Source organism: Nitrospirota bacterium (assembly GCA_016180645.1).
Taxonomy (GTDB): Bacteria; JACPQY01; JACPQY01; order JACPQY01; family JACPQY01; genus JACPAV01.
Genome location: JACPAV010000002.1, coordinates 228,675 through 252,497, shown reverse-complemented (window position 1 = coordinate 252,497; position 23,823 = coordinate 228,675). Strand labels below are relative to the sequence as shown.

The 23,823-nt window shown below is 60.5% G+C and carries 23 protein-coding genes; 16 read left to right on the top strand and 7 right to left on the bottom strand.

The genetic code is table 11. The features are described from left to right. Positions 1–45: 45 nt before the first annotated feature. Both HYT87_01130 and HYT87_01125 read right to left on the bottom strand, forming a co-directional pair. Positions 46–1,653 carry a sigma 54-interacting transcriptional regulator gene (locus HYT87_01130; GenBank protein MBI2058350.1) on the bottom strand — a complete coding sequence of 536 codons (1,608 nt, stop codon included), beginning with the start codon at positions 1,651–1,653 and terminating at the stop codon, positions 46–48. Positions 1,654–1,818: 165 nt separating this feature from the next. Further along, complete coding sequence (locus tag HYT87_01125) at positions 1,819–2,520, bottom strand: DUF2225 domain-containing protein (protein ID MBI2058349.1); 702 nt, start codon at positions 2,518–2,520, stop codon at positions 1,819–1,821. A gap of 124 nt (positions 2,521–2,644) precedes the next feature. Between HYT87_01125 and HYT87_01120 the strand changes: the two genes are divergently transcribed. From HYT87_01120 to HYT87_01095, 6 genes are all read left to right on the top strand, one after another. Continuing rightward, positions 2,645–3,325, top strand: a complete 681-nt coding sequence (locus HYT87_01120; protein MBI2058348.1) for a TetR/AcrR family transcriptional regulator — start codon at positions 2,645–2,647, stop codon at positions 3,323–3,325. Continuing rightward, the gene (locus HYT87_01115) at positions 3,322–4,227 is read left to right on the top strand and encodes a haloalkane dehalogenase (protein MBI2058347.1); all 906 of its coding nucleotides are present in this window, start codon (positions 3,322–3,324) and stop codon (positions 4,225–4,227) included. Before HYT87_01120 ends, HYT87_01115 begins: the two co-directional genes overlap by 4 nt. Next, on the top strand, positions 4,224–4,700 hold the full coding sequence (locus tag HYT87_01110) for an SCP2 sterol-binding domain-containing protein (protein ID MBI2058346.1): 477 nt from the start codon (positions 4,224–4,226) through the stop codon (positions 4,698–4,700). Before HYT87_01115 ends, HYT87_01110 begins: the two co-directional genes overlap by 4 nt. Positions 4,701–4,702: 2 nt before the next feature. Further along, the gene (locus tag HYT87_01105) at positions 4,703–5,773 is read left to right on the top strand and encodes an LLM class flavin-dependent oxidoreductase (protein MBI2058345.1); all 1,071 of its coding nucleotides are present in this window, start codon (positions 4,703–4,705) and stop codon (positions 5,771–5,773) included. After that, positions 5,770–6,615, top strand: a complete 846-nt coding sequence (locus HYT87_01100; GenBank protein ID MBI2058344.1) for an SDR family oxidoreductase — start codon at positions 5,770–5,772, stop codon at positions 6,613–6,615. Before HYT87_01105 ends, HYT87_01100 begins: the two co-directional genes overlap by 4 nt. Positions 6,616–6,727: 112 nt before the next feature. Further along, on the top strand, positions 6,728–8,830 hold the full coding sequence (locus tag HYT87_01095) for a DUF3604 domain-containing protein (protein MBI2058343.1): 2,103 nt from the start codon (positions 6,728–6,730) through the stop codon (positions 8,828–8,830). Positions 8,831–8,875: 45 nt separating this feature from the next. Here HYT87_01095 and HYT87_01090 read toward each other — a convergent pair whose 3' ends face one another. Beyond that, entirely contained in the window at positions 8,876–9,370 is a 495-nt protein-coding gene (locus HYT87_01090) for a hypothetical protein (GenBank protein ID MBI2058342.1), read from the bottom strand. Between the two features lie 75 nt (positions 9,371–9,445). On the opposite strand from HYT87_01090, the gene HYT87_01085 reads away from it, so the two are divergent. The 6 genes from HYT87_01085 (at position 9,446) to HYT87_01060 (ending at position 17,948) form a co-directional block, all read left to right on the top strand. Then, positions 9,446–11,587 (top strand): DUF3604 domain-containing protein, encoded by a 2,142-nt coding sequence (locus HYT87_01085; GenBank protein MBI2058341.1) that lies wholly within the window; start codon positions 9,446–9,448, stop codon positions 11,585–11,587. Positions 11,588–11,592: 5 nt separating this feature from the next. After that, entirely contained in the window at positions 11,593–12,474 is an 882-nt protein-coding gene (locus HYT87_01080; protein ID MBI2058340.1) for a peptidyl-prolyl cis-trans isomerase, read from the top strand. Further along, positions 12,471–13,772, top strand: coding sequence for a HupE/UreJ family protein (locus tag HYT87_01075; GenBank protein MBI2058339.1), 1,302 nt, complete (start codon positions 12,471–12,473; stop codon positions 13,770–13,772). Before HYT87_01080 ends, HYT87_01075 begins: the two co-directional genes overlap by 4 nt. Then, positions 13,769–14,782, top strand: coding sequence for a TRAP transporter substrate-binding protein DctP (dctP, locus tag HYT87_01070; protein MBI2058338.1), 1,014 nt, complete (start codon positions 13,769–13,771; stop codon positions 14,780–14,782). Before HYT87_01075 ends, dctP (HYT87_01070) begins: the two co-directional genes overlap by 4 nt. 109 nt (positions 14,783–14,891) lie before the next feature. Then, on the top strand, positions 14,892–16,358 hold the full coding sequence (locus HYT87_01065) for an AarF/ABC1/UbiB kinase family protein (protein ID MBI2058337.1): 1,467 nt from the start codon (positions 14,892–14,894) through the stop codon (positions 16,356–16,358). 9 nt (positions 16,359–16,367) lie between these two features. Then, complete coding sequence (locus HYT87_01060; protein ID MBI2058336.1) at positions 16,368–17,948, top strand: PD40 domain-containing protein; 1,581 nt, start codon at positions 16,368–16,370, stop codon at positions 17,946–17,948. Here HYT87_01060 and HYT87_01055 read toward each other — a convergent pair. From HYT87_01055 to HYT87_01040, 4 genes are all read right to left on the bottom strand, one after another. Continuing rightward, positions 17,932–18,552, bottom strand: coding sequence for a nucleotidyl transferase AbiEii/AbiGii toxin family protein (locus HYT87_01055; protein MBI2058335.1), 621 nt, complete (start codon positions 18,550–18,552; stop codon positions 17,932–17,934). The genes HYT87_01060 and HYT87_01055 overlap by 17 nt on opposite strands. After that, a complete protein-coding gene (locus tag HYT87_01050; GenBank protein MBI2058334.1) occupies positions 18,549–19,022 on the bottom strand; it encodes a helix-turn-helix transcriptional regulator in 474 nt (157 codons plus the stop codon). Before HYT87_01050 ends, HYT87_01055 begins: the two co-directional genes overlap by 4 nt. 71 nt (positions 19,023–19,093) lie before the next feature. Then, positions 19,094–20,683, bottom strand: coding sequence for a DUF2961 domain-containing protein (locus HYT87_01045; GenBank protein MBI2058333.1), 1,590 nt, complete (start codon positions 20,681–20,683; stop codon positions 19,094–19,096). 52 nt (positions 20,684–20,735) lie between these two features. Beyond that, complete coding sequence (locus HYT87_01040) at positions 20,736–20,930, bottom strand: hypothetical protein (GenBank protein ID MBI2058332.1); 195 nt, start codon at positions 20,928–20,930, stop codon at positions 20,736–20,738. On the opposite strand from HYT87_01040, the gene plsY reads away from it, so the two are divergent. Genes plsY through dctP (HYT87_01020) form a run of 4 tightly spaced genes read left to right on the top strand, consistent with a single transcriptional unit; the run spans position 20,929 to position 23,821 of the window. Continuing rightward, the gene (gene plsY, locus HYT87_01035) at positions 20,929–21,540 is read left to right on the top strand and encodes a glycerol-3-phosphate 1-O-acyltransferase PlsY (GenBank protein ID MBI2058331.1); all 612 of its coding nucleotides are present in this window, start codon (positions 20,929–20,931) and stop codon (positions 21,538–21,540) included. The genes HYT87_01040 and plsY overlap by 2 nt on opposite strands. A 9-nt stretch (positions 21,541–21,549) precedes the next feature. After that, positions 21,550–21,795 carry a phosphoribosylformylglycinamidine synthase subunit PurS gene (purS, locus tag HYT87_01030; GenBank protein ID MBI2058330.1) on the top strand — a complete coding sequence of 82 codons (246 nt, stop codon included), beginning with the start codon at positions 21,550–21,552 and terminating at the stop codon, positions 21,793–21,795. A 22-nt stretch (positions 21,796–21,817) separates the two neighbouring features. Next, positions 21,818–22,711, top strand: coding sequence for a hypothetical protein (locus tag HYT87_01025; protein MBI2058329.1), 894 nt, complete (start codon positions 21,818–21,820; stop codon positions 22,709–22,711). Between the two features lie 9 nt (positions 22,712–22,720). Next, entirely contained in the window at positions 22,721–23,821 is a 1,101-nt protein-coding gene (gene dctP, locus HYT87_01020; protein ID MBI2058328.1) for a TRAP transporter substrate-binding protein DctP, read from the top strand. The last annotated feature ends 2 nt before the right edge of the window (positions 23,822–23,823 follow it).

Here is a 23,823-nt window from a genome sequence, read left to right as displayed (position 1 = left end):
CGGGCGAGAATCGCCTGCCGCGAGGGGAGCCGTGATGCTTGCTTCTCAGTGCGGTTTGGCCATCAGGCCGTGGCGGTGGAGGAGGCGGTAGAAGGTGGAACGGGGGAGGCCGGAAATCTTGGCGGCTTTGCTGACGTTGCCGTCCACGGAACGCAGGACTTCCTCCAGATAAGGTCGACCGAACAGCCCCACCCAGCGTTCCTTGGCGCGATGCCAAGGCTGTTGCGCCAGACTGTGAATGGCCCGATGGAGCGATCCCCAGCCTTTTGAATCCGTCGATTCGCTTCCGCCATCCTTGATCTTGGGTGAGAGCAAATCGGGGCCGATCGTGGATTCCCCTCCGGACAGCACGGCCAGCCGCTCGATTTCGTGCTCCAGTTCCCGAACGTTGCCGGGCCACGAGTAATTGAGGAGGCGATGGAGCGTTTCGGGCGAGAGCGTCTTGCTCCGGCCCTTGGCGGCCTGCTTCCCAAGGAAATGTTCGACGAGAACGGGAATGTCCTCCGTTCGTTCGCGCAGGGGCGGCAGTTGGATCGTAATCACTTGGATGCGGTAGTAGAGGTCTTGTCTGAACTTTCCTTGCTGCACGAGCGAGGCGAGATCCCGGTTCGTTGCGGCGATAATCCGCACGTCTACTTTTTTCTCGGAAGTGCCACCCAGCGGGATGAAGGTGCCCTCCTGCAAGAATCGGAGCAGCTTGGTCTGGAGAGCCGGAGGCATCTCCCCGATTTCGTCCAGGAAGAACGTCCCCCCATCGGCCACATCCAGGAGCCCTCGCTTGTCACGCACCGCTCCCGTGAAAGCGCCCCGCAGGTGGCCGAAGAGTTCGGACTCCAGAAGATTCTCGTGGATGGCGGCGCAGTTCTGCGCGATGTACGGCTTGTGACTTCTCGATCCCTGATAGTGCAGGGCGCGAGCGACGAGTTCCTTGCCGGTGCCGTTCTCGCCCTGGATCAGGACCGTCACATCGGTTTCAACTACTTTCTTGATCATGGAGAAAACCTGGCGCATGGATGCGCTCTTCCCAATAAGATCGTGATAGTGGTAGGTGTCCTTAAGCTCATCGGATAGCTCGGAGATCCGCTCATCGCGCTCCCGGATCTCGCGCAGGTAGCTCGCGGCCTCCTCGAAAATCATCGACAGGAGATCCTTCAGCTTTTCCAGACTGTCCGCCGACGTCCCCCGGATGTCGGCGGCGGCCCGCGTCAGCGTGCCTTCGGAAAGATGGAGATCCGTTTCGAGCGAGCGGAGTTTGTCGGAGTCTACCTCACCCAGGGGTTTGGAAACGATTCCGTCGCACAGTATGAATCCGATGGGCGCGCCTTCGACGCGGATGGGGAGCGCGAGGTGGGCGAACCCCGCGTGGCATCGGCCCTCGAAGAATCGTTTCGTGGGGAAGTCGGATCGCGAATCGAGCGACATCTGAAGCGCGCTCAGATGCCCCTGTTTCAGGGCGCTGATGCAACGCAGAAACCCTGGTGGAGAATCCAGGATCGGACCGCACACAGGCGTCGGTGCCGGGAATCGCTCACCGGGGGAAAACCCCCTCACGTTTCCCTCCAAATCCACGAACATCAATTCGATCCCCCACCACGACCGAATAATCTCGCGAAGCCGCCTGACGGCCCGGAGCTTGACGAGTAGATCGAGCATTTTGGAAGAATACCGGAGAAGTGGTGCGTCATCAATAGGACGTCTGTCCTATTCCTGGCACGTCCATCGCTGCAAGTTTAGAAGCCCTTGGAAATACAAGTAATTATAATGGGTTGAACTGTGACCGGACTTACGTGCTGGGGTTTCGGAAAAAAGGGCCTGGGACTACGATTTAGGGGCCGGATGTGCCTCTTTCTTGAGGTCCATCCACGCATCCCGGGCTAGAGTGTCGAGATCTTTTCTAAGTTTGGTATTCGGATGCGAAATGCACTTACTTAACCAGAATACGGCCTTCTCCCGGTCGCCTGCCCTTCGATAGAGCTCACCCACAAGGTACAAGAGCCCTGCCTCCCCCAGGGTGGATTTCCATGTCCGCTGCGAGGTGAACGACTTCTCGTAGTACTCCGCCGCCTTGAGGAGCATCGGGGTTTCCTTTTCGGCTTGGTTCGATTCCCTATAGAGCCAGGCAATCCGGAGAAAGATGGAAGCCAGCGTCTCATCTTGCTTGGGGCGGGCGCCGTACTGCCTGATGGCGAGATGGTACGCGGCGATGGCCGTGGGGATGTCCCGTTCCTCCGCGAATTTCATCTGCTTCACCGCATCCGGAATCGGCTCTTTCACCTGTTGAACCTTCCGGACTTCCTCGGGCTTGATCTGGCGGAGCTCCGGTTCGTAGGCCGCGTAGGAGCACTTGGGACAGACGGCCACCTCATAGAGCAGTGGATTAACCCCCGTGCAAATGGAGTGGAAGTCCGACTCGCGCTTGACGGGGACCGCGGATCCCACCTTCGGTTTCAGAACGGGAATCTTGAAGACGCAGATGGGACAGTACACCTCTTTCTTCATGAACGAGGTCTGCTCAGGCACAGGCGGATTATAGGGGCGGGCTGGGGGACTTGCAAACCGCGCCGGCGCCGGTTCGCGATGCAAAAAAGGGACTTGACAAGCCAACAAATCCTGATATTTGTGGACGGATATTCATTAACTGAACATGCGTTCACATCGATCGAACGGGAGGGCCGGAAGGGCATCGAGACTCCGCGAGAGGCAGGCCGGGCGGACGCGGGAGGACATCGAACGCGCGGCCATGGAAGAATGCCTCCGCCGGGGATACCGGAACCTCCAGATCCGCGATATCACGCGGCGCGCGGGCTGCGCCCTCGGGACGTTTTATCTCCATTTCAAGGACAAGCGCGAGGTTTTCCGGAAACTCCTCCGCCGCTATTTGACGGAACTTCGGTCCCAGATCGACGATCGATTCAAGAGCGCCACCACGCCGGAGGAAGGAATCCGGTTGTCTTTCGAAGCCTTCTTTGATTTTGTGGAATCGAATCGGGCGGCGTTCGCCCTCATCTTCCGCGAAGGATGGATGGCCGATCCGGATTTCTCCGGGACCTTCAGGAACGTGTTTCAGGCATTCGTCGACGACACGCGGGATCGCCTCCGAATCGCCCAAGCCCTCCACGTGCTCCGAACGGACGATGCCGAGTCCCTCGAAACGGCGGCCTGGGCCATGGTCGGCTCGCTCGCCCTCGTCGCCCAGCAGTGGAGCGATGATCCAAAGATGGAGAAACTGCGTCTGGTCGAAAATCTCTCCGCCCTCTGGCGAGACGCTCTCGTGAAGCCCGGGCGGGCCGGGACCCCGCTTCCGGCAGAATTATCCGCAGCATGAGTACGGAACTCGAATGCATGCGAACGCCGGACGACCGTTTCGAGAATCTCCCCGGCTATCCATTCCAGCCACACTATGCAGAAATCGGCGGACTGCGCATCCACTATGTGGATGAAGGACCGCCCTCCGCGCAACCCGTTCTCATGCTCCACGGCGAACCTTCGTGGTCGTATCTTTATCGAAAGATGATTCCGATTCTGGTCAAGGCGGGCCATCGGGCCGTGGCGCCCGATCTTGTCGGCTTCGGCCGCTCGGACAAGCCGATACGACGGGACGACTACACGTACGAACGTCACGTCGACTGGATGCGCGAGGTTATCCTGGCCCTCGATCTTCGCGGAATCGCGCTGGTCTGTCAGGATTGGGGCGGTCTCATCGGCCTTCGACTCGTGGGGGAGAACCCGGAGCGCTTTGCGCGCGTGGTGGCGGCAAATACGTTTCTCCCCACGGGCGATATGGATCCGGGTGATGCCTTCAGAAATTGGCAGCGTTTTTCGCAGGAGACGCCGGATTTCCACGTTGGTGGAGTGGTGAAGGGCGGCTGCGTGAACGATCTTCCTGCCGACGTGATCGCGGCGTACGATGCGCCGTTCCCGGATGACCGATTCAAAGCCGGGGCCAGGCAGTTTCCCATGCTCGTCCCGATCCGGCCGGACGATCCGGCCTCCGAGGCCAATCGGAAGGCATGGCAGGTCCTGATGAAGTGGGAAAAACCATTTGTGACGATGTTCTCCGACTCCGATCCGATCACGCGCGGCGCCGACCGGTTCCTTCAGATGGCGATCCCGGGCTGCAAGGGCCAGCCCCACACCACGATCAAAGGGGCGGGGCATTTTCTACAGGAGGACAAGGGGGAAGAATTTGCTGAACGGATCGTCGAGTTCATGAAGGGGGCCCCGTGAACAACTCAGCGAATCCCGGGCTCAGGGCCTTCTTCGGGACTCTGGTCCTCCTGACACGTCTTTCCGGTGGGAAAGTTCGAGGCGGGGGCGAGAAGGTGGACCTGACGGGCTTCACGGGATCCATCAACATGGAATTCACGGGCGCGGGCGGAAGCACGTGGCACTGTGTGGTGGCCAAGAACTACGTACGCTTCTTTCCCGGGGCGGAGGCCAACGCCCGAGCTACCGTCACCCTCTCGGTCGAAGACTTTTTCAAGATGCTGGCGGGGAAGACCTCCCCGTACACCGCGGGCCTCACGGGACGTGTGCGCGTCAAGGGCGAAGGTCACGCCGGCATGATGGTGGGGGGGATCGTGACCCAGGTGGATACCCTGCGAAAGACGAAAGGGTTGGCGGGTGTTCTTGCGCGTTGGTGGACGGACCGGGTTCTGCGGAAATCGGGGACGGGACACACATTTCCATCGGGAGGTTAAGAATGAAATTCTCTATTTTCTTTGAGATGCAGATGTCGAAACCGACGCGCGAGTCGGAGCGCGAAACGTTTCTGAGATGTGTGGACCAGGCCGTGCTGGCCGATGAACTTGGCTACCACTGTGTCTGGGAGGTCGAGCACCACGGCCTCCTCGAATACTCCCACTCTTCGGCTCCGGAGATTTTTCTCTCTTTCGTGGCCGCACGGACCAAACGGATCCGATTGGGACACGGGGTGACGCTCACGCCTTTCCGTTACAACCACCCGATTCGAATCGCGGAGCGAATCGCGACCCTGGACATCCTATCCGGCGGCCGGGTGAACTGGGGTTCCGGCAAGAGTTCCAGCCTCGTGGAACAGATGGCCTTTGAGAATGACATTCCGAAACTGCACGATCAGTGGCTCGAGGCCATCGAAATGATCCCGAAGATGTGGCAGAGCGACGTCTTCGAGTGGAAGGGTCGCCACTTCAACGTCCCGCGCACGCAGGTGATTCCGAAACCGGTTCAGAAACCGCATCCCCCGATGTTTGCCGCGTGCTCCAAGCCGGATTCCGCCGAGGCCGTGGGCGCTCTCGGGATAGGGGCGCTGAATTTCGCGGTCGGGAACGACGAATCCCTGGTGGACAAAGTCCGCAACTACAAGAAAGCGGTCGCCTCGGCCAAGACCAACGGCTACATGAAGAACAACCACTTCGCGTCCACGCCGCCGACGCTTGTGTTGGATGACGACAGGAAGGCCTGCGAGTACGGGTTCCGCGGCGCCCGCTTCTTCGCGGAGAGCATGGCCCGCTACTATTTTGCCGGTACCCGGCCTCTCGGCTACCTGGAGGTGGCGCGCGATTTCCTCCCGCCGGAGGAATTGGAGGAGGCGATGAAGTTCCGAAATGCGGAGGGATCGACCGTTGCGGCGATCGTCGGCGATCCGGCGGCGGCGCGGGAGACGATCGCCCGATTCCAGAAAGCAGGGGTGGACGAATTGATCATGGTGATGCAGATGGGGACCGTGCCTCATGAACTGATCGCGGAATCGCTTAAGACATTCGCGGAGAAGGTCATGCCGCACTTTTCATGAATAATCTTACAGACAGCATTGCGTTGGTCACGGGCGCCGGGAGCGGGATCGGACGCGCCACCGCTTTGGAGTTGGCTCGCGCCGGTTGCCACCTCGTATTGAACGACATCCGCCGGGAGTCCCTGGAGTCCGTCGAGAAGGAGATCCAGGCCATGGGTCGCCGGACCTTGGCGCTCGTGGCCGACGTGTCGGTTCAGGAGCAGGCCGAGGGGATGTGCCAGGCCGCTTTGAAACATTTCGGGAAGGTGGACGTGCTGGTCAACAACGCGGGTGTGGCCGTCAACGGACGGATTGAGGATCTCCCGCTTGAAGACTGGCGATGGATCATGAACATCAACGTCTGGGCCCATATCTACACCGTGCGGTCCCTGCTGCCCCACATGCTCGAAAGAAAGAGCGGACACTTGGTCCACCTTGCTTCGGCGGCGGGCCTTCTCGCGCCGAGCATGCTTATCGCGTACAACGTAACCAAGTTTGCCGTCGTCGGTCTGGCCGAAACCCTTGCGGCGGACCTCCACGGGACGGGAGTTGGGGTGACGGTGGTCTGTCCCGCATTCGTAAACACGCCGATTTTCAAAGCCGCCCGGTATGCCGGCTCGGCACCGGAGCAGGCCACAATGAAACAGATTGGAAAACAGGTGCTGGACCGTGGGATTCCACCGGAGGCGGTGGCGGCGAAGATCGTGAAGGCCATTCGCAAGAACCGGTTCCTTCTCCTCCCGCATCCCTGGGTGCGATTTGCCATGTGGGTGCGGGCACTCTTTCCCCAGCGGGCCGTGGCCGCGAACAGCCGCCTCGGTCAAATCGTGCGATCACGATCCGAGCAGGCTCAGGCGAAGTAACGAGACATTCCGGTGCCACACCGCGAGAAGCAGCCCATTCATCGGAGGCCCGAGGAAACCCTGGCCGAACCGGCGAAAGCGCGCCGGAATCGTGAACGTGGAACGGCGAACCATGCGGATTAGGATCGGAGTTGTGTTGTCGGTGGCGGTTGTTTTCCTCTGGGCGTGCGAGGAAAAGACGGGATCGGCGCGGAAGGGCCCCACCGGCCCGGAAGGAAAACAAATCTTGTTCGGCGATCTTCATGCGCATACAACTTTTTCTCTGGACGCATTCCTCTGGTCCCTGCCTGCGGTCGGCGGTGGGGGGGTGAGTCCTCCGACGCAAGCGTGCAATTTCGCGCGATTCTGCTCTCAACTGGATTTCTGGAGCATCAACGACCACGCCGAATTCGTCACCCCTGCGCAATGGAAGGACACGAAGCAGGCCATCCGGGCGTGCAACGACTCCACAGGCGGGAATGGGTCGGACCCGGACATGGTGAGCTATCTGGGGTGGGAGTGGTCCCAAATAGGCAATACGCCGGAAGAAGATTATGGACACAAGAACGTTGTGCTCCTTGATACGGCGGATGAGAAGACGCCGACCCGCCCCATTCCGGCCTCCGGGCTGGGTGCGCTCTCATCCATCGCGTCGCTCGTCCAGGGCCCCGCCGCAAGTCTGCTCACCCAACTGGGCCGGTCCATCGACCCGGATCATGTAAGCGACTATGTCGCCATGGGCGAGTTCCTTTCCGAAACGGCCGGTGTCCAAGCTTGTCCCGATGGCGTCGACGTGCGGTCCCTTCCACCGGATTGCCGGGAATTCGCCGCCGACCCCGCCACGCTCTTCGAAAAGCTCACCCAGTGGGGATTCGAAAGCCAGGTCATTCCGCATGGAACTTCGTGGGGGCTCCACCACCCGCCGCTTGCGAACTGGAGTATCCAGACGAGTCGGATGCAGCATGATCCGGAACGACAGCGGTTGATCGAGATCTACTCCGGACACGGCAATTCGGAGGAGTACCGGTCATGGGAGCCGTACAAAGTCGTGGATGGAAAAACGGTCTGTCCCGAGCCGACGAAGGACTACTTCCCTTGCTGCTGGCAGGCGGGTGAAATCATGCGGAAAACCACCTCGGTGTGTGAGGTTGAACCGACCGGGGAGGAGTGTTCAAGATGGGTGGAGGGTGCGCGACAGGACTACATCAAGGCGGGTACACGTGGGCATCGCGCTTTTCCTGACGTCAAGGCGGAGGAATGGTTGGATTGCGGCCAGTGCAGGGATTGTTTCCAGCCGGATTTCAACTACACCCCCAAGGCCGCGGTGCAAGCGGTGCTCGCCGGTTCCGACCCGTCGGACCCCGCCAACCCGGTGCGTTTCAAGTTCGGCATTATCGGATCAACGGACGAACATCGCGCCGCTCCGGGGAGTGGCTACCGGGAAATGAAACGATTCTCAGACATCAATGGTCCGGCGGAGGAAAGGTATGAGGGTTTGCTCCGACCGCTCCTTGATCTTGGAGTTGGCGAGTGGGAGCGACAGGGGAGCTACTGGTACACGGGCGCTCTGGCCGCCGTCCATTCGGAGGGCCGGAGCCGTCGCGCGATCTGGGATGCGCTCAAGAGGCGCGAGGTCTACGGGACCTCCGGCGACCGGATGCTGCTCTGGTTCTATCTTGTGAACGGGCCTGGAGGAAAGAAGCTTCCCATGGGCTCGGAGATTCGGTTTACCGATGCCCCGGTGTTTGAGGCGACCGCGCTCGGTGCGTTCAAGCAGGCGCCGGGGTGTCCGGATGAAACGATCAGGAAGGCGCCCGCGGGTTTCATCGAAAACAAGTGTTTCGGTGAGTGTTACAACCCCACGGACCAGCGGCATCTGATCACGAGAATCGAGGTCGTGAGAATTCGTCCTCAAGCGCGGAAGGACGAACCGATGAGCGAACTTATCGACGATCCCTGGAAGGTGATCCCCTGCGCGGTGAATCCCGAGGGGTGTACGCTGACTTTTGAAGATCCGGACTACCCGGCCACCGGCCGCCCGGCCCTCTACTATGTAAGGGCGATTCAGGAGCCCACGCTGCAATTCAATGCCGCGGAAATCCGTTGTTCGTGGGATGACAAGGGAAATTGTGTTTCCACCAAACCCTGCTACCCGGACTACCGGGGCAAGTCCGACGATTGCATGGCGTCGGATGAAGAGCGGGCGTGGTCTTCTCCGATCTTCCTGGAGCGGTGACGGGAATTGAAAAACTTCGGGCGCGTCGCGCCTACCTCGGAAAGATCAGGTGGCGATGAGCCGTTCCAAGCTCGTGAATTCGTCGATGATGTGCTGGTCGAATCGCCGGATCCTGTCGGGAGTGAGAACGGTCTTCCGAACGACCCAATCGAGCACGGCCGCAGGAAGAGGCGCCGAGTAACCGACCAGAACCTCATGGGTGAGTTCGGTATCGTTCCCGGCGGCCTTCAGCGTCATCAGGGTACCGACAGGGTAGAGCCAGGCCAGGCGGCCGACAGGGTAGAGAGAGCGGGCCTTCAGGGAAAAACAGTTCTCGCTGACTCGGATCAACTCGAACCGTCCTCGAAATCGGAGTCCGTCCGCATACTGATCCAGAAAGAAGAGTCTTCCCAGTCCCTCGCGCGTGTCTCCCAATCTCCGGCATTCCAGATGATCGCGGTACATTCCGCGCCACCCCTCATTATCCAGATCGAACATGAACTGCTCGATCTGACGCGGCGATTTTCCTTTGACCAATACCTTGGTCGTCGCACGAATCATGATCGGCTACTAACACCCGGCCCTGAACGAGTCAAACCGGGCCTCGCGTCGGTCCACGTGGAATGCTCCCCCACGGTGGCGAGAGGGGCATCCGACAAGGCGGAACGACGAAGTCGGGTGGGTGTGTGGCTTTCGGCGCTCACCCTCGTCTTCGCGGCGGGATGCAATGGAAACAGTACCCTTCGACCCCCATCGCCGACCGGACCGGACGGCAAACAAGTTCTTTTCGGCGACCTCCACGCGCATACGACCTATTCCATGGACGCCTACTTCCTTTCTCTCGATGCGATGAGCGGGAACGGTGTGAGTCCGCCGTCGGAGGCTTGCGATTTCGCCCGCTTCTGCTCGCAGCTCGATTTCTGGAGCATCAATGATCACGCTGAGTTCGTCTCGCCGGAGGCATGGGCGGACACCAAGGAAGCTATCCGAGCCTGCAATGCGTCGACCGGCGGGTACGGGAAAGACCCGGACATGGTGAGTTTTCTGGGGTGGGAATGGACCCAGATGTCCAATGAGCCTGAAACGGGCTACGGGCACAAGAACGTCATCCTGCTGGACACGGAGGAAGACAGGGTGCCGGCGCGCCCGATCGCCGCGTCGAGTGTGGGGCCGATGGGCAGCGTGATCACGAGGTTGCAAGGTCCCGAGCTGGATATCCTCGTGCGCGCGGCCTCGTCGATCGATCCCGCAAACGCACAGGAATACGAGTCGCTTGGGAAATTCCTCCGTCACACGCTGTTCGTGCAGACTTGCCCGGAAGGAGTGGACACGCGCGGATTGCCGGCCGACTGCCGCGAGTACGCGGCGACGCCGGCGGTGCTTTTCGAGAAACTCACCCAATGGGGTTTCGAAAGCCTGGTGATCCCCCACGGAACCACCTGGGGAATGCCGCATCCTCCTCTCTCCGATTGGGATAACCAGCTCGACGTTCGGAACGACGACCCCGAACGCCAAAGGCTCGTCGAAATCTTCTCCGGGCACGGCAATTCGGAAGAATACCGGTCTTGGTCGGCCTATCGATGGGTCGATGGAAAGAAAGTCTGCCCGGAGCCGACGGCGAACTACCTGCCCTGCTGCCGGCGGGCGGGTGAGATCATTCGGGAACGAACTCCCGAGTGCACATCCGCACCCGAGGGAAACGAGTGCCTGCAAGCCGTGCGCCAGGCGCAACAGGACCATATGGACAGCGGCCTCCGCGGAGCATTGGCCTTTCCGGACGTTCCCGTTGAGGCGTGGCTGGATTGCGGCCAGTGCCGTGACTGCTTCCAGCCTGCATTCAAGTACGTGCCTACTCAAAGCGTTCAGGCCGCCCTCGCGCGGACGAAGCGGGCTCAGACCGGCGAATCCCTTCGTTATCGCTGGGGCTTCATCGGTTCGACAGACGAGCATCGCAGCTCGCCCGGGTCCGGTTTTAGAGAAGACAAAAGGTTTTCCGAACTGAACGGCGCCACGAGTCCGGATTTTGATGCCCTCGCAACGCCGCTATGGAGTTCCATCTGGCCGGAGTGGGAGCGCCAGGGCAGCTATTGGTTCACCGGAGCACTGGCTGCCGTGCATTCGGAGGGAAGGAGCCGCCGGGCGATCTGGAATGCGTTGAAAAGGCGGGAGACATATGGGACCTCCGGCGACCGACTCCTGCTTTGGTTCGACTTGGTGGGCGACCAAGGGGCTGAACGGTTTCCCATGGGTTCCGAGGTCCGGCTGAGCGAGGTCCCACACTTCGAGGTGAAGGCGATTGGCGCCTTCAAACAGAACCCGGGCTGCCCTGCGGAATCCGTCAGGAAGGCGCGGCCGGGATTCGTGGAACGCCGGTGTTTCGGCGAATGCTACAACCCGACGGACGAGCGTTATCGAATCACCCGTATCGAAGTGGTGCGAATCCGGCCCCAGATCCGGGAGGATGAATCTTTAGGAAAACTGATCGAGGATCCCTGGAAGGTATTGGAGTGCCCTGACAACCCTGAAGGGTGCTCCGCCACGTTCGAGGACTTGGAGTTCTCTGGGGCGAAACGCCTCACGGCCTACTACGTTCGCGCCATTCAGGAACCGACGCCTCAAATCAACGCCGCGGGCTTGAGGTGCACACTGAATCGCGAGGGCGAATGTATGTCCATCAAGCCGTGTTTCGCCGGGTACCGAGGTAAGGGAGATTCCTGCGCCGATTCAGGTGAAGAGCGCGCGTGGTCCTCCCCGATCTACGTGGAGTGGGGGGAATGAGTGGAGTGAATCGGCCGTCGTTCTGGCTTTGGGTGGGAATCCTGGGAGGATTGGCACTGACGCTGGGGTCGATCCTCCGGCCTAAATCTTTTTCGGCCGTCCGCGGATCGAACGCATCCGGCGATTCAGTAGCTGAAGTGAACGGGCGGTCCATCTCGAAGGTGGAGTTTGATCGAATGCTGGGATCCATCACGGAGAAGGATTCGAACATCCGACTGACGCGGGAACGCCAACGGGAAATCCTTGACCAGTGGATCAGTGAGGAACTTCTTCTTCAGAGGGCGGTGGAGATGGGCATGGCACAGAAAGATCCGGTGGCTCGCCGCCTCCTGGTCCGCTCCATGATCGACAGCATAGGGAGCGGCGAGGAGACGAATCCTCCCGATGAATCGGAACTGAAATCTTTTTTCGAAAAGAGGCGACAACTTTTCGCGCGGGACGGTCGGCTTCGTGTGGAGCACATCTTCATCCGCGCCGGCAACGGTGAAGATGGGGGCGCGCAGGAGCGGGCGGAGGCTACCGCCGAGGCGTGGCGGAATGGAAAGTCGTGGAGCGAAGTTCGACGCGTCTGGGGCGATGATCCCCTTGTGAGACTGCCGGAGGGCTTCCTCACGGCGGAGAAACTGCGAGAATACCTGGGCCCCACGGCGGCGCGGACGGCGATGGAAACGGAAGCAGGGAAGATCGGCGGTCCCGTTCGGGCGGTGGGAGGCTACCATCTGCTCAAGGTGGTCTCGAAGGAGCCTTTGTCCGTGCCCGCCTTCGAAGAAGTCCGAGATGGGGTACGGCGGGCCTTCCAGGAGGAGAGGAAGGCGAAACAGGTGCAGTCCTATATCAAGAATCTCCGCGCGCAGGCCGACATCAAGATCCACTTGGAGAGTGAATGATTCTCAGGATGCGCCTGCTGGGATGCAGTCTCGCCGCGGCGACAATCTGGACGTCCTCCGCTTCCGCTCATACACGGACGCTGTCCTATTCGACTTGGCGCGAGAAGGGTGACGCACTCGATGTCACCGTCAAGGCGCCCTGGATCGAGTTCGAGCGGGCGATGCCGGGCCTGGCCGGTACCCGGTTATCTGATGTGCAGTCGACCCCCGATGTGGCAGGGAGAGTGGACCACTACTTGCGAGACCACCTGAGTGCCGTCCATGGTTCCAAAAACTGTGCTTCATCCACCTCCACCCTCCGGGCCGTGACCGATGAAGGAACCTTGGTGGGATCCTGGAAGGTTGTGTGCGAGAAAACAGGAACGCTGGAGTTGATCACGGATCTGTTTTTCGATGCCGCACCCAGCCACGTGCACGTGGCGAGATTTGAAGGTTCGGCAGGAGTCCCAGGACCCATGGAAAAGATAATGGTCGCAGCGGACCGGACGTGGATGCCACGTGGAGGACCCCCAGCATCGCGCGGCCGAGCCGGATTCATGGGATTCCTGCGGGTGGGTCTGGAGCACATACTCACCGGCTACGATCATCTGCTGTTTCTCGCGGGACTGGTTCTGTTGGGTCTGACATGGGGAAGACTGGCCGGGCTGGTGACCGGATTCACAGCGGCCCACAGTCTCTCCCTGGCTGCAGCCACGCTGGGTTGGGTTCGGACGGAAGGGACCGGCGTCGAATCCTTGATCGGATTTTCGATCGCCATCGTGGCCTTGGAGAGCTTCGCGGGGATGGGATTCCGGGCGATCGCACTGACCGCAACTGGCATCGTAGCCACGGGCGCGTTGGTTTCCATCTTTGGGGGATCGCCTCTTCCCGCCGTCGCCTGGGTGGGCATGATCTTGTTCGCGCTGAGCTATTTTGCGCTCGCCCCGCACAGCGCCTCGCACGGTACGGCCCGGCACGAAGCCGGCCGTACTCCTGACCTATTAGGCGGGCGGGATGCCCGCGATGGCGGGAGGAGTGCGGCTCAATGGCTTGTGGTCTTCATGTTCGGCCTGATCCACGGTTTTGGATTCGCCGGCGCCCTTCTCTCCGCCCGCCTTGAAGGAGGGGACATCCTTCCCGCCCTGTTGGGATTCAACGTGGGTGTGGAATTGGGGCAGATCGGGGTCCTTCTTGCGCTTGTTCTCATCTACAAAGCCGCCTCGAAGATTGAGCCGATGCGTCGACATGTCGGGTACGCCTGTGCGTCGGTCGTCCTCGCCTGGGGCTTGTTCTGGTTCTGGTCGAGGCTGGCGGCATGAAGTTCTCCGAACTTCTATCGGTCGCGACCTTGGTCCTTCTGCCATCCATCTCGCTTGCGCAGGAGCCGGCCGGCCGGGTCACCCTTCGAGTCGGCATGTTGGCCCCCGAGGGATCTTCCCTCGTTCATGAAGCACGAGGGGGGTTTCAGGAAGCCGAAGAGAAGAGCCGCGGGCGACTGAAGTTTCTTCTCTACACGGGCGGGGTCCTTGGGGGAGAGACCGACATGATCCGGAAACTCCGGATCGGCCAAGTGGACGCGGTGGCCCTCAGCGGCGGTATGGGAACGGTGGTTCCGGATACGGCCGTTCTGTCTCTCCCCTTCCTCTTTCGCTCGTACGAAGAGGTGGACTACGCGCGAGAGGGACTTTTCGAAGCGTTCGCCGGAGCGTTTGAGAAACAGGGAATGGTGCTCTTGCTTTGGTTCGACGTAGGCGGGTTCACCCAATTCTTCTCCAGTCAGCCGGTGGCTTCCGTCTCGGATATGGCCTCTCGAAAGGTCTGGATGTGGTCGGAGATCCCCCTGGCCAACGAGTTTCTCCGCGTGTTTCCCATGAAGGGTGTCCCCATCGATGTCACGAACCTGGTCCAGGCCTTCCAGACGGGGATGGTGGATTCCGCTTTCATCAATCCGCTTTTCCTGCTCGTATTTCAACTCCAGAAAAACGTGCGATACATGACGCGCCTGAACTTCTCGTATGTTCCCGTGGCCCTGGTCGGCTCGAAGAAAATGTGGGACGAATTGCCCGCCGATCTTCAAGGGATCCTGACGGACACCTTGCGCAAGTACACTCCCAAGATGGTCGCCCGCGCACGGGCCGACGATGACACCGCTTTGAGGGGATTGATCCGCTCGGGCATTCAGGTGGTGATGCCCTCGCCCGAGGCGATGGCTGAATTCGAATCCCTTGGCCGCAAGGGATGGAACGACTATGCGGGCAAGCTGTATCCGAAAAGCATCCTCGAGGCGGTTCTTCATCGGCTGAAGGATTTCCGCTCCAGAAAGCTCTGAGACGAGAAGCCCCCCGCGAGGGCGGGGGGCCTCAAAATCAGTTCGCGGACTGGAACGGCTTGGAGGCGGCGCTGTGGAATTCGTGGACAATCGAGGATACCATTCCACGATGCCCGATTCTGACGAGAAAGAAACCCGATCGAGTGGGCCCCGATCCGGTCTCGGCCGGATGTTGCGTCTGGGTGCGCTTTCCACGCAGGTCTCCGCCAGCTATCTCCTGCACAAGGCCACGTCGCGGTTCATCGACCCGGACAAACGCGAGACCGCACTTCTCGCCAAGCACCTGAAGAACGCCGAGCGCATTCTGGGAGTATTCAAGCAACTCAAGGGTCCCCTGCTCAAGGTGGGACAAATGCTGTCGCAACAGGAATTTCTCCCGGGGGAATACCTGCGCGCCCTGGCGGGGCTGCACAGCAGCGTTCCGCCCATGCCTTACGCGCAGATCAAGAAACAGATTCAGAAGGAATTCAAAGCGCCTCCTGAAAAAGTCTTCAAGCACTTCGAGACCCATGCGTTCGCCGCCGCATCTTTGGGACAGGTTCACAAGGCCGTATTGAAAGACGGCACGGAAGTGGCCGTGAAAATCCAGTACCCCGGCGCTCTCAAGCTCGTGGAGTCCGATCTGGGCGTCCTCAAGTCCGGCATCGGCATGCTCAAGGGAATCGCGGCGGATCTCCTGCGCGAGCGCAAACTCGACCTTTCGAACGTGTACGAAGAAATCGCCGAAAATCTTTACCGTGAGATCGATTACGAGCTGGAGTTGAAGAACGCCAGGGAGTTCAAGAAGCTGTTCAAGGACGATGAAGAAATTGTCGTTCCCCGGATGTACGAAGAATACTCAACGGAACGCGTCCTCACGATGGAGCTTCTGGAAGGCATGCCGATCGCGGATTTCATCACGTGGGTGATGAATCCCTCCCGCGATGGTCTTCCGATCCGGATCGGTGCGGACGCGCAGGCCTGCAATGCGTGGCTGGCCGAAAAACTAGCCCACTTCTTCTGGCGCCAATTCTTCCATTTCGGGTTGCTTCACGGCGACCCCCACCCAGGGAACTACCTCATTCTTCCGGCGAAGCCCGGAGAGCGCAGCGGCCTGCCACGCTTCGGTGTACTCGATTTTGGGTGTGTGCGGCGCTATCCCGGAGCTTTTGTGAAAGATCTGGCAGGTCTGCTTCGGGCCGTTATGGAGGAGGATCGGGAGTCTGCCGCGGAATACTACGTGAAGGTGGGCTTCCTGAAGGAGGGCGAGGATCCCGAACTTCTCTGGCCGATGAGCCGGATGTACCTCACGCCGGTTTTGGAGGACCGCCCTTATCAGGTCGCCTCACTCGACGTGCTCAAGATGGGCACGGAGGGGGCGAAGCACATCCTCCGCAACAAGTTCCTCCCCCAGTACCAACCCGAATTTGTGTTCATCGACCGCACCGTGGTCGGTTTCTGGTCCTACCTCACACGCCTCAAGGCGAGTGTGAACCTGCACCAGATCCTCATGTCCTACGTGGCGGGCTCGCTGTACGACGGCGACGGTGAACCGCGCTACGTATCCCCCCGCGAACGCAAGAAGAAGAAAAAGTAAGTCCGCACCATGCGGCCACGGGGGACCGGGACTCTGTTCTCACTGGCATTGCCTTTTGCCTGGATCCTCGGATGCGCGGCGATGGGGTGCGCAAAACCCCAAACGTCCCGCGAGGTGGAATCCAGCGTCGTCTTGGCCCGACCGGAAGGGGTGGCCGGGTGGCGCGATCCCGTGTGGCTGGACGATGACCATCTCCTTGTTGTGTTCCTGCCCGATGACAACCCGTCCCGGCAGGATCTGGCGATCCTGAACCTGGCCTCCTCACAGTTTCGATGCCTCACGTGCGCGTTGCCGGCGCGGAATCGGGAGCGGCCCGTGCCCCATCCGAATGGGAGAGATGTCTTCATCCATTCCAATCCCGGCAAAGGCACCGCCTGGGAGTTGCAAACGTATGTGCTCGGTGGCGACCGACCCTTGCTGGAGGAGAGTCCCTCGATGACCGGGGAGTACCTGCTGGATGGTTTGAGCGAGGGGGAAGGGACACTCCAGGATCGCTGGCCGTCCATCTCCCCCGATGGCGGAAGGATTGCGTGGACCAAGGTCCGCACGGACGGTTTTCTGATGCTGATCGGTGATTTGATCAGAGTAGATGGACGATTCCGGGTGAGCGGGCCGCGTGTGGTAGGCGCACCGAGGGGAATAACCAAGAATTCGGCCGACGACATTCGCGTGCGGGGCGCCTTCTACGAGACGAAGGACATTTCGCATGGGGGTACTGCCCTGGCCTTCTCCGCAACGCGGGATCAGTCGATGAATCTGGACGACTATCTGATGGATCTTGAGACCGGCGAGGTGACCCGTCACACCTTCCATCCGGATTGGGACGAGGACGGGCACTGGTCCCCGGACGGCTCATCCTTTGTTACCGCCACGAGCCGGGGACGGAATGTGCTGGAGGCATTTGCGACGCTTCCGTTGCCACCGTTTGGCGATTTTCTACAGACGCTGCCTGTTGTTGCTTATCAACTGGCCGGGAGTGGGACCAGTCGCCGTTCGGCAAGACGCTCCGCCGTCCTTTTTTCGGCGGAGGGGGACGCGAACGGTTCCGCGGGTATTCCTCTCGACGATCCCGGAGATGAATGGTTTGTCGGCGATGCACCTCGTTGGGCACCTGACGGGCGGCGGTTGGTGGTCGGCGAGTTCATCCCGAGGAGTGACGACCAAACGCGAATCCGTCTCATTACGCTCCGCTCCTCCCACGCTGCGGTCCCGATTGGGATTCGATCGCCCAGTCTCGATTGGGCTCCCTTCTTGAGCGACTACGCGCCGAATCCTCCACCGCTTGAAACGACTCTCTCCGGCGCCCGCGGCGGCACGGTCAAGATCGTTTTCTCCGGCTCTCTCCCTGCAGGACAAATGACCATTGAGTACGGGGATTACAGCGAGAACGGAGATGAGGTGCTCAACGGGACACAACAATTTCGCACCCTTCTTACCGACGCTCGATTCAACGAGAAGGTGGAGTTGTCAGGAAAGCACTCGGGCACGTTGACGGTGGATTTGACCTTCTCGGACAAGGCAGCCGAGGGTGAGGTGCGATCCGTGCTGGATGGGAAGACGGTCGAACGGCGGTTTACGCCCTCCGATTGATCCGACTCCTGCGCCGGGCGTGGCGGCGGAAAAGCGATTGCGCGTCCGGACTTCTGAAACGAGATCCCCAGATTCTGGAACCGAATCGATCAAAGAAGTACTCCACGCGGCGGGCGTAGAGTGTCAGAGCGGTGGATCGCGGACTGCGCCGGGCGGCAAGACCGAAGGTGCAAGCGGCCGAACGCCAGGACACTCTTTGCTTCTTGAAACACGCGACGACGTCCCGCAGGTCGTCTTCCGTGCCACGGGCGAGTTTCGGCACGGCAAGGACAAGAGGATGGAGCACGTCGACCCGCAATCGGCCGTAGGCCTTCCATCGACGCGCCGTGCTGCGGTGGTCCGGCAAGGTGATCGAAGACCAACGGTCGATATCCTCCGAGTACTGCACGGCCGTACCGGTCTCCCGGGCGGTGGCTTGAATCTGCCGCTCCAGTTCCTCCTGCCGCCTCCGGTCCCTTGATCGCGCCTCGAAATCGATATCTTCCGTTGGACGTACCCGACCGAGGATTCCGGCTGCGACTCCACCCGTCAGAATCAGCGAGGCATGGAAGGGAACTCGTTCTGACAGGGCCCGGAGGAATCGGTCGAGCTGACGGCGTGTCATGCCGGCAGCGCGGCGAGGAGAGCGTGGACCCGCCGCATGAGTTTCTCGAGGTCCTCCGGCCGATACTCCTGGCGGATCGCCTCGTAGTTTCGTCGGGCCGCTCGCCGGGCGGCGGCCGCCCCGGGGGCCTTTGAAGCCTCAAGGGAGGGGCGAAGTTGATAGGCAAGGCCTTGAATCAAGTGAGATTCCTCTTTGCGGTCTCCGCCATGCCCCGCCACAACCGCTCTTGCGATCCGGTCGATGCCATGCCGCCCCAGGGGTTTCGGCGCGGGCGCCTCCTCGAAAAATCGCGCGGGATCCATTCCCAACGCCTGGGAAAGCCGCAAGAGCGAAGAGACCGTCAGGTCCTTCTGCCCCCGTTCAACCCTTGTGAGCGAAGGTCTGGCCATGCCCGCCCGCCGGGCCAATTGCTCCTGAGTGAGGCCCAGCTCAAGTCGTAGACGGCGAAGCGTCAAGTGCCATGGACGCATGGAGTAATTGTATCCTAAAGAATACAATTCGACAATCCGGGAAACGGCCGCGAATCCGAGGCCGGAGGGATTCAAGGGCGACTCAGGTAGTAGTAGGCGACCGACGCGTAGCGATCGGCGAGGTCGGGGCGGTTGGCGCCATACTCGATGTTGAGGTCGAAGGAGCGGGAGAAATTGATTTCATCCGACAACACGTGCCAGCGATAGGTGGAGATGGCGCCTGACCGGCCGTCTTCCGTCGTCTGCTTGTGATTCAACCCGGCGAAGGGAGAATCAAACAGACCCTTGAGATAATAGAAGCCGGCGTTGAAATAGTCCTCCGTGCCTGTTCCGGGAATCCGCAGCTCGCCGTCGATCGTTCCGAATTCGTCGCCCTCGAGGAAGTTGAAGGCGTCGGCGATCACCGTTTGGACGTCTTTGTGGCCTTCCATGAACATGAACGTCCCCACGTATTTGCCCCGTCCATCAAGCGAAACAATCGGATGTTTCAGGTTTGGTTGGAAGGGTCCGACCGTTTCATTGAATTCGGTGCCGAAATAGCCCCACTCGGCTGTCGGCGTTCGCGGCTCGACGCGGGCCAATGCCGCGAAGGATACCGGCGAGCCACTTGCATTCATCAACCGAATCTCGGCCGCCTTCTGGAATGGCATTGGGAAATAGGTCGAGAGAGTGAGCGTGTTGCTCTGCCGTTGAATTTCCATGGGCAGGGTTGAATAGGGCTGGATCGAAAGATGGTTGCCGAAGAAAGCTGAAAGGGGGAGTTGAACCGAGTATTCGGTTTCTTCATCCCACCGGATGCCCAAAGTCAGGGATCGGAGTTGGCTGAGTGTGGTTGCATCGAGCGAAAAGCTGAGTTTGCGTATCGTGCCCGGGCCCTTGAGGTCAAAGACCGTCGTACCCTCGGACGGCTCGAGGGACGCGCTTCGGGAGTTCGTCTCGCCGGCACGTCGCGACTCCGTTCCGGAACCCGGACTGTTGAGGAGAACGTCGTACCGGGCGAGATTGGCGGGCGCGAGGGGCACCGCCGCGAACGTGTCCTCCACCGGGAGATCGAGTTGGGTGTCGACCTGGTAAAAGTAAAGCCCGACCGGGAGCAGCTTGTCGAGGTAGACCCGCAGATCGTGCTTGAAGGGAATGGGCCTATAACTGACCACGGCGCCCGAGCGCGGTCCGGCCAGGGGCTCGGTGAAGATCGGATCCGTTCGGTTTGCCCAATCGGCCGGACGACCCTCATAGGCGGGCCGCGTGAGATCATCGGCGTAGATGCGGATGGTTTCATTCGAATAGAACGGCGCGGCGGTCAGCCAGAGGCGGGAAACGAATCCGCTTTGCCCGGAGACACGGGCGATGAGGAATCCCTCCAGGCCTGCGTCGCATAGACCCGGGTCGTCCTGTTCGGTGAGAGGGGGGGTCTCCTGCCTAGCACATACGGCGAGAAAATTGTTTGCGTCCTTATTGCCTGGATCGGCGACGGGATAGTCCGTCCGTTTGAGCCGATCGTAGCTGGAGAACTGGCGGTAGGCGCCGTTTCCCAGAACCGGCAGCGCATCCCAGCGTTCCAAAGCGTCCCAGCCGGGGCCCTTCGAGGAGGTGGGATCGCCGCAGGAACCCGCGGCAACCGTGAGGGCGCAGAACATTCGTAGCAGCAGTTTCGTCGGCATGAGGAAAAACGGCCCCGGCCATCTGTGCCGAGGTTCCGGGTGATTGTCTACCTCACAAGCCGGTGTTGCCGCAAGCCTGCGACTGAATCAGAGAGGAGTTGATCGGGGCGCTCGTCGTGCGGTCGTCCAGTGAAACGAAATCGCCGTTCGCGCGCAGTCCGATCCTCCTCAAACAGATCGGCGCCGGGGTGTCGGATACTTCCTCCCATTTGCTCCGCCGTCCGGAGTAGTGATATAGCAGCCGCATGGCGAAGGAGATCGCCGTCGTACTTCTGGCCTATCTGTTGGGATCCATTCCCACCGGTTTGCTTCTTGCGAAGGCGAAAGGCATCGATATCCGGACCGTGGGGAGCGGGAACATCGGAGCCACCAACGTCACGCGCAATCTCGGGAAAGCTTTGGGGGCGGTGACCTTGATCGGCGACCTCCTCAAGGGCGTGCTGCCGGTGGTCCTCGCGCGCATTATGGATTTCAGTTCCTTGTGGATCGCGGCGGCGGCTCTGGCGGCCTTTTGCGGTCATGTGTTCACTGTTTTTCTCAAGCTTAAGGGCGGCAAGGGGGTGGCGACGGCGTTCGGCGTCTTCCTCGGCATACAGCCCAGCGTCGCCCTGATCGCCGCGGGTGTGTGGCTCGTCATGTTTGCGATCTTTCGATATTCGTCGGTGGGTTCCCTCTCGGCGGCGACGGCTTTCCCGGTTGCACTGTGGATCATCCGCGATGACAAGTTTCTGACCGTCCTCGCGCTCCTGATCGCCCTCATCATCTACCTGCGCCACCGGGAGAACATTCGAAAACTGATCGAGGGGACCGAAGGAAAGTTCGGCTCTCCGAAGGAAAAGCCTGCCACCCCGGCCTGAAACCTGACCATGAAAGCGCGCGTTCAAGTCTTTCTCAAACCCGGGCTGTACGATCCGCAGGGCGAGGCCATCAAGGGGGTTCTCCAATCGATTGGATTCGGGATGGTGGAAGATTGCCGTCAGGGAAAGATTTTCCTGATCGACCTCGAGAATTCGTTGGGCCGGGAGGATGCCCGTTCGAAGGTGGACGAGATGTGCCGCAAGCTCCTCGCGAATCAGGTGATCGAGGACTACACATTTGATATCCAGGACTGAGCGGCGAGATGGGTGAAGCGTGATGAGTGATGTGAAGCCCCGGCAAGTCGTACGGCCTCTGCTCCTCCTCATCACCCTTTACTCATCACTCTTTACGTCTTCGTGCGGCGCCGTCCGCCGGATGGCTGCGAACCAGATCATCGGTCAGCTCCAGGCCCTCTCGGCTGTGGCCGAGCGGCAGACTGATCTGGCTCTCCTACGGGATGCCGCCCCTACGAGCCTCCTGCTCCTCGAAGCGATGGTGGAACAGAACCCGGAGCACCGGGACCTCCTCGTTCTGGCCTGCCGGTCGTTCGCAGGCTACGCGCAGGCGTTTCTTGAGAGAACGGATCCATCGCGGGCCTCGGCCATGTACATCAAGGCGAGGGATTTCGGCTTGCGCGCGCTCAAGACCCATCGTGGGTTCGCGAAAGCGCTCGAGAAAGGCGAGGCGTTCGATCTTGCGGTCAGGCGACTTGACAAGGAGGACATGGACGCCATGTTCTGGACGCTCACGGCATGGGCCGCGTACGTGAATCTCCATCTCATGGATGTGGACTCCCTGTTCGACCTTCCGGATGTGCGGGCGCTCCTGTTCCGCGTGAATCAGGTGGATCCGGACTACTTCTTCAGCAGCCCGCGGGTTTTCCTTGGTGTCTTTTACGCGACGCTTCCCGCCGTGGCCGGGGGGGGGGCCGATCAGGCGCGGTTGCAATTCGAGGAAGCGCTCAAGGCGACTCAGGGTCGATTTCTCATGATCCGTGTGCTCCGGGCGCAATACTACGACACGCTGATGAACGACGAAAAGCAGTTCGACGAGGACCTGAGGGCCGTTCTCGAGGCGCCGGACGAACTTCTGCCCGAGGCGGGCGTCCTGAATCAACTGGCCAAGCAAATGGCGGCGGATCTCCAGAAGAGGAAGGATGAGATCTTCTAGGATTGAGCGATGAGTTGCAGACTGGCGGATCTCCACCGCTCAGTCCTCAGCCCTCGGCCCTCAGTCCTGTGTCTGCTGTTCGCGGCCGCCACGCTCCTTTTACCCCTCTCCGCCTACGGCCAAGCCCAAAAGTCCTGGGAGTTTTCACTCGGCACCATCGCCCCCGGCAACTCCCCTTACATGAAGATCCTCAAGGAAGCGACGGATCACGTGGAGGCGCTGAGCAAGGGGCAGGTCCGTTTCAAACTTCATGCGAGCGGCGTGCTTGGCGACGAACCTGCCATGGTGGAAATGGTCCGGAAGGGCGATTTGTCCGCGGGCGTGTTCACCCTCTCCGGCATCGGGGAGATCTCTCCGGAGTTCACGGTCCTCCTCCTTCCCTATCTTTTCCGCAACGAGAGGGAGATCGAGTACGTCCGAAACAAGATGAACGACACCATTGCTGAGGCGTTCAGCCGTGTAGGTTTCCGTCTGATCGTGTGGGCGGACATCGGATCGGGTTTGTTGTTTACCCGTGTTCCCGTTCCCACGTTCGAAGAGTTCAAGAAGCGGAAGATCTGGGTATGGCCGGGCGAACGGATTCTCCCGGCCTTCGCGGAGTATCTTGGCATTCAGACCGTTCCACTCCCTCTGGCCCAGGTGCAGGAGGCCCTACGCGCGGATCGTCTGGAAGTCGTTTTCGCCAACGCCCTGGGTGCGGTGGTTCTGGGCTGGTATCGCGATGTCGGGTACGTGACGAGGCTCGGCGGCGTGTTTGCGCAGGCCGTGTTGGTGACGGGGAGGAAGCAATGGGACCAAGCCCCGGAGGGCGTGCGCAAATTGATCCTGGCCGAAGTGGAAGTGGCACTTCCCAAGCTGTTCGAAATCATGCGGAGGGACGAAGAGACGGCGCTCAAGGGCATCAGCAAGAGGGGTGTGCAAGTATTGCAGCTCGACGGCCCGGCCGAGGAGGAGTTCAGGCGTGTATCGGAAGACTTCCAGAGGAAATTCGTGGATGGCAAACCGAATCTTCAAAAAGTGTTGGAGGAAGTGCAACGACACCTGAGGGAATTCCGCTCATCGTCGGCCCGCCGTCGCGATTCACTTGATTCCACTTCCTACGCAAGGTAGCA

What these genes read in the sequence shown, in the direction of transcription:
- HYT87_01045 (MBI2058333.1), bottom strand. Translation starts at nt 20,683, where the DNA reads ATGCCGACGAAACTGCTGCTACGAATGTTCTGCGCCCTCACGGTTGCC.
- HYT87_01075 (MBI2058339.1), top strand. Translation starts at nt 12,471, where the DNA reads ATGATTCTCAGGATGCGCCTGCTGGGATGCAGTCTCGCCGCGGCGACA.
- HYT87_01060 (MBI2058336.1), top strand. Translation starts at nt 16,368, where the DNA reads ATGCGGCCACGGGGGACCGGGACTCTGTTCTCACTGGCATTGCCTTTT.
- dctP (MBI2058328.1), top strand. Translation starts at nt 22,721, where the DNA reads ATGAGTTGCAGACTGGCGGATCTCCACCGCTCAGTCCTCAGCCCTCGG.
- HYT87_01130 (MBI2058350.1), bottom strand. Translation starts at nt 1,653, where the DNA reads ATGCTCGATCTACTCGTCAAGCTCCGGGCCGTCAGGCGGCTTCGCGAG.
- HYT87_01055 (MBI2058335.1), bottom strand. Translation starts at nt 18,552, where the DNA reads ATGACACGCCGTCAGCTCGACCGATTCCTCCGGGCCCTGTCAGAACGA.
- dctP (MBI2058338.1), top strand. Translation starts at nt 13,769, where the DNA reads ATGAAGTTCTCCGAACTTCTATCGGTCGCGACCTTGGTCCTTCTGCCA.
- HYT87_01040 (MBI2058332.1), bottom strand. Translation starts at nt 20,930, where the DNA reads ATGCGGCTGCTATATCACTACTCCGGACGGCGGAGCAAATGGGAGGAA.
- HYT87_01050 (MBI2058334.1), bottom strand. Translation starts at nt 19,022, where the DNA reads ATGCGTCCATGGCACTTGACGCTTCGCCGTCTACGACTTGAGCTGGGC.
- HYT87_01100 (MBI2058344.1), top strand. Translation starts at nt 5,770, where the DNA reads ATGAATAATCTTACAGACAGCATTGCGTTGGTCACGGGCGCCGGGAGC.
- HYT87_01090 (MBI2058342.1), bottom strand. Translation starts at nt 9,370, where the DNA reads ATGATTCGTGCGACGACCAAGGTATTGGTCAAAGGAAAATCGCCGCGT.
- HYT87_01065 (MBI2058337.1), top strand. Translation starts at nt 14,892, where the DNA reads ATGCCCGATTCTGACGAGAAAGAAACCCGATCGAGTGGGCCCCGATCC.
- HYT87_01120 (MBI2058348.1), top strand. Translation starts at nt 2,645, where the DNA reads ATGCGTTCACATCGATCGAACGGGAGGGCCGGAAGGGCATCGAGACTC.
- HYT87_01095 (MBI2058343.1), top strand. Translation starts at nt 6,728, where the DNA reads ATGCGGATTAGGATCGGAGTTGTGTTGTCGGTGGCGGTTGTTTTCCTC.
- HYT87_01025 (MBI2058329.1), top strand. Translation starts at nt 21,818, where the DNA reads ATGAGTGATGTGAAGCCCCGGCAAGTCGTACGGCCTCTGCTCCTCCTC.
- purS (MBI2058330.1), top strand. Translation starts at nt 21,550, where the DNA reads ATGAAAGCGCGCGTTCAAGTCTTTCTCAAACCCGGGCTGTACGATCCG.
- HYT87_01115 (MBI2058347.1), top strand. Translation starts at nt 3,322, where the DNA reads ATGAGTACGGAACTCGAATGCATGCGAACGCCGGACGACCGTTTCGAG.
- plsY (MBI2058331.1), top strand. Translation starts at nt 20,929, where the DNA reads ATGGCGAAGGAGATCGCCGTCGTACTTCTGGCCTATCTGTTGGGATCC.
- HYT87_01105 (MBI2058345.1), top strand. Translation starts at nt 4,703, where the DNA reads ATGAAATTCTCTATTTTCTTTGAGATGCAGATGTCGAAACCGACGCGC.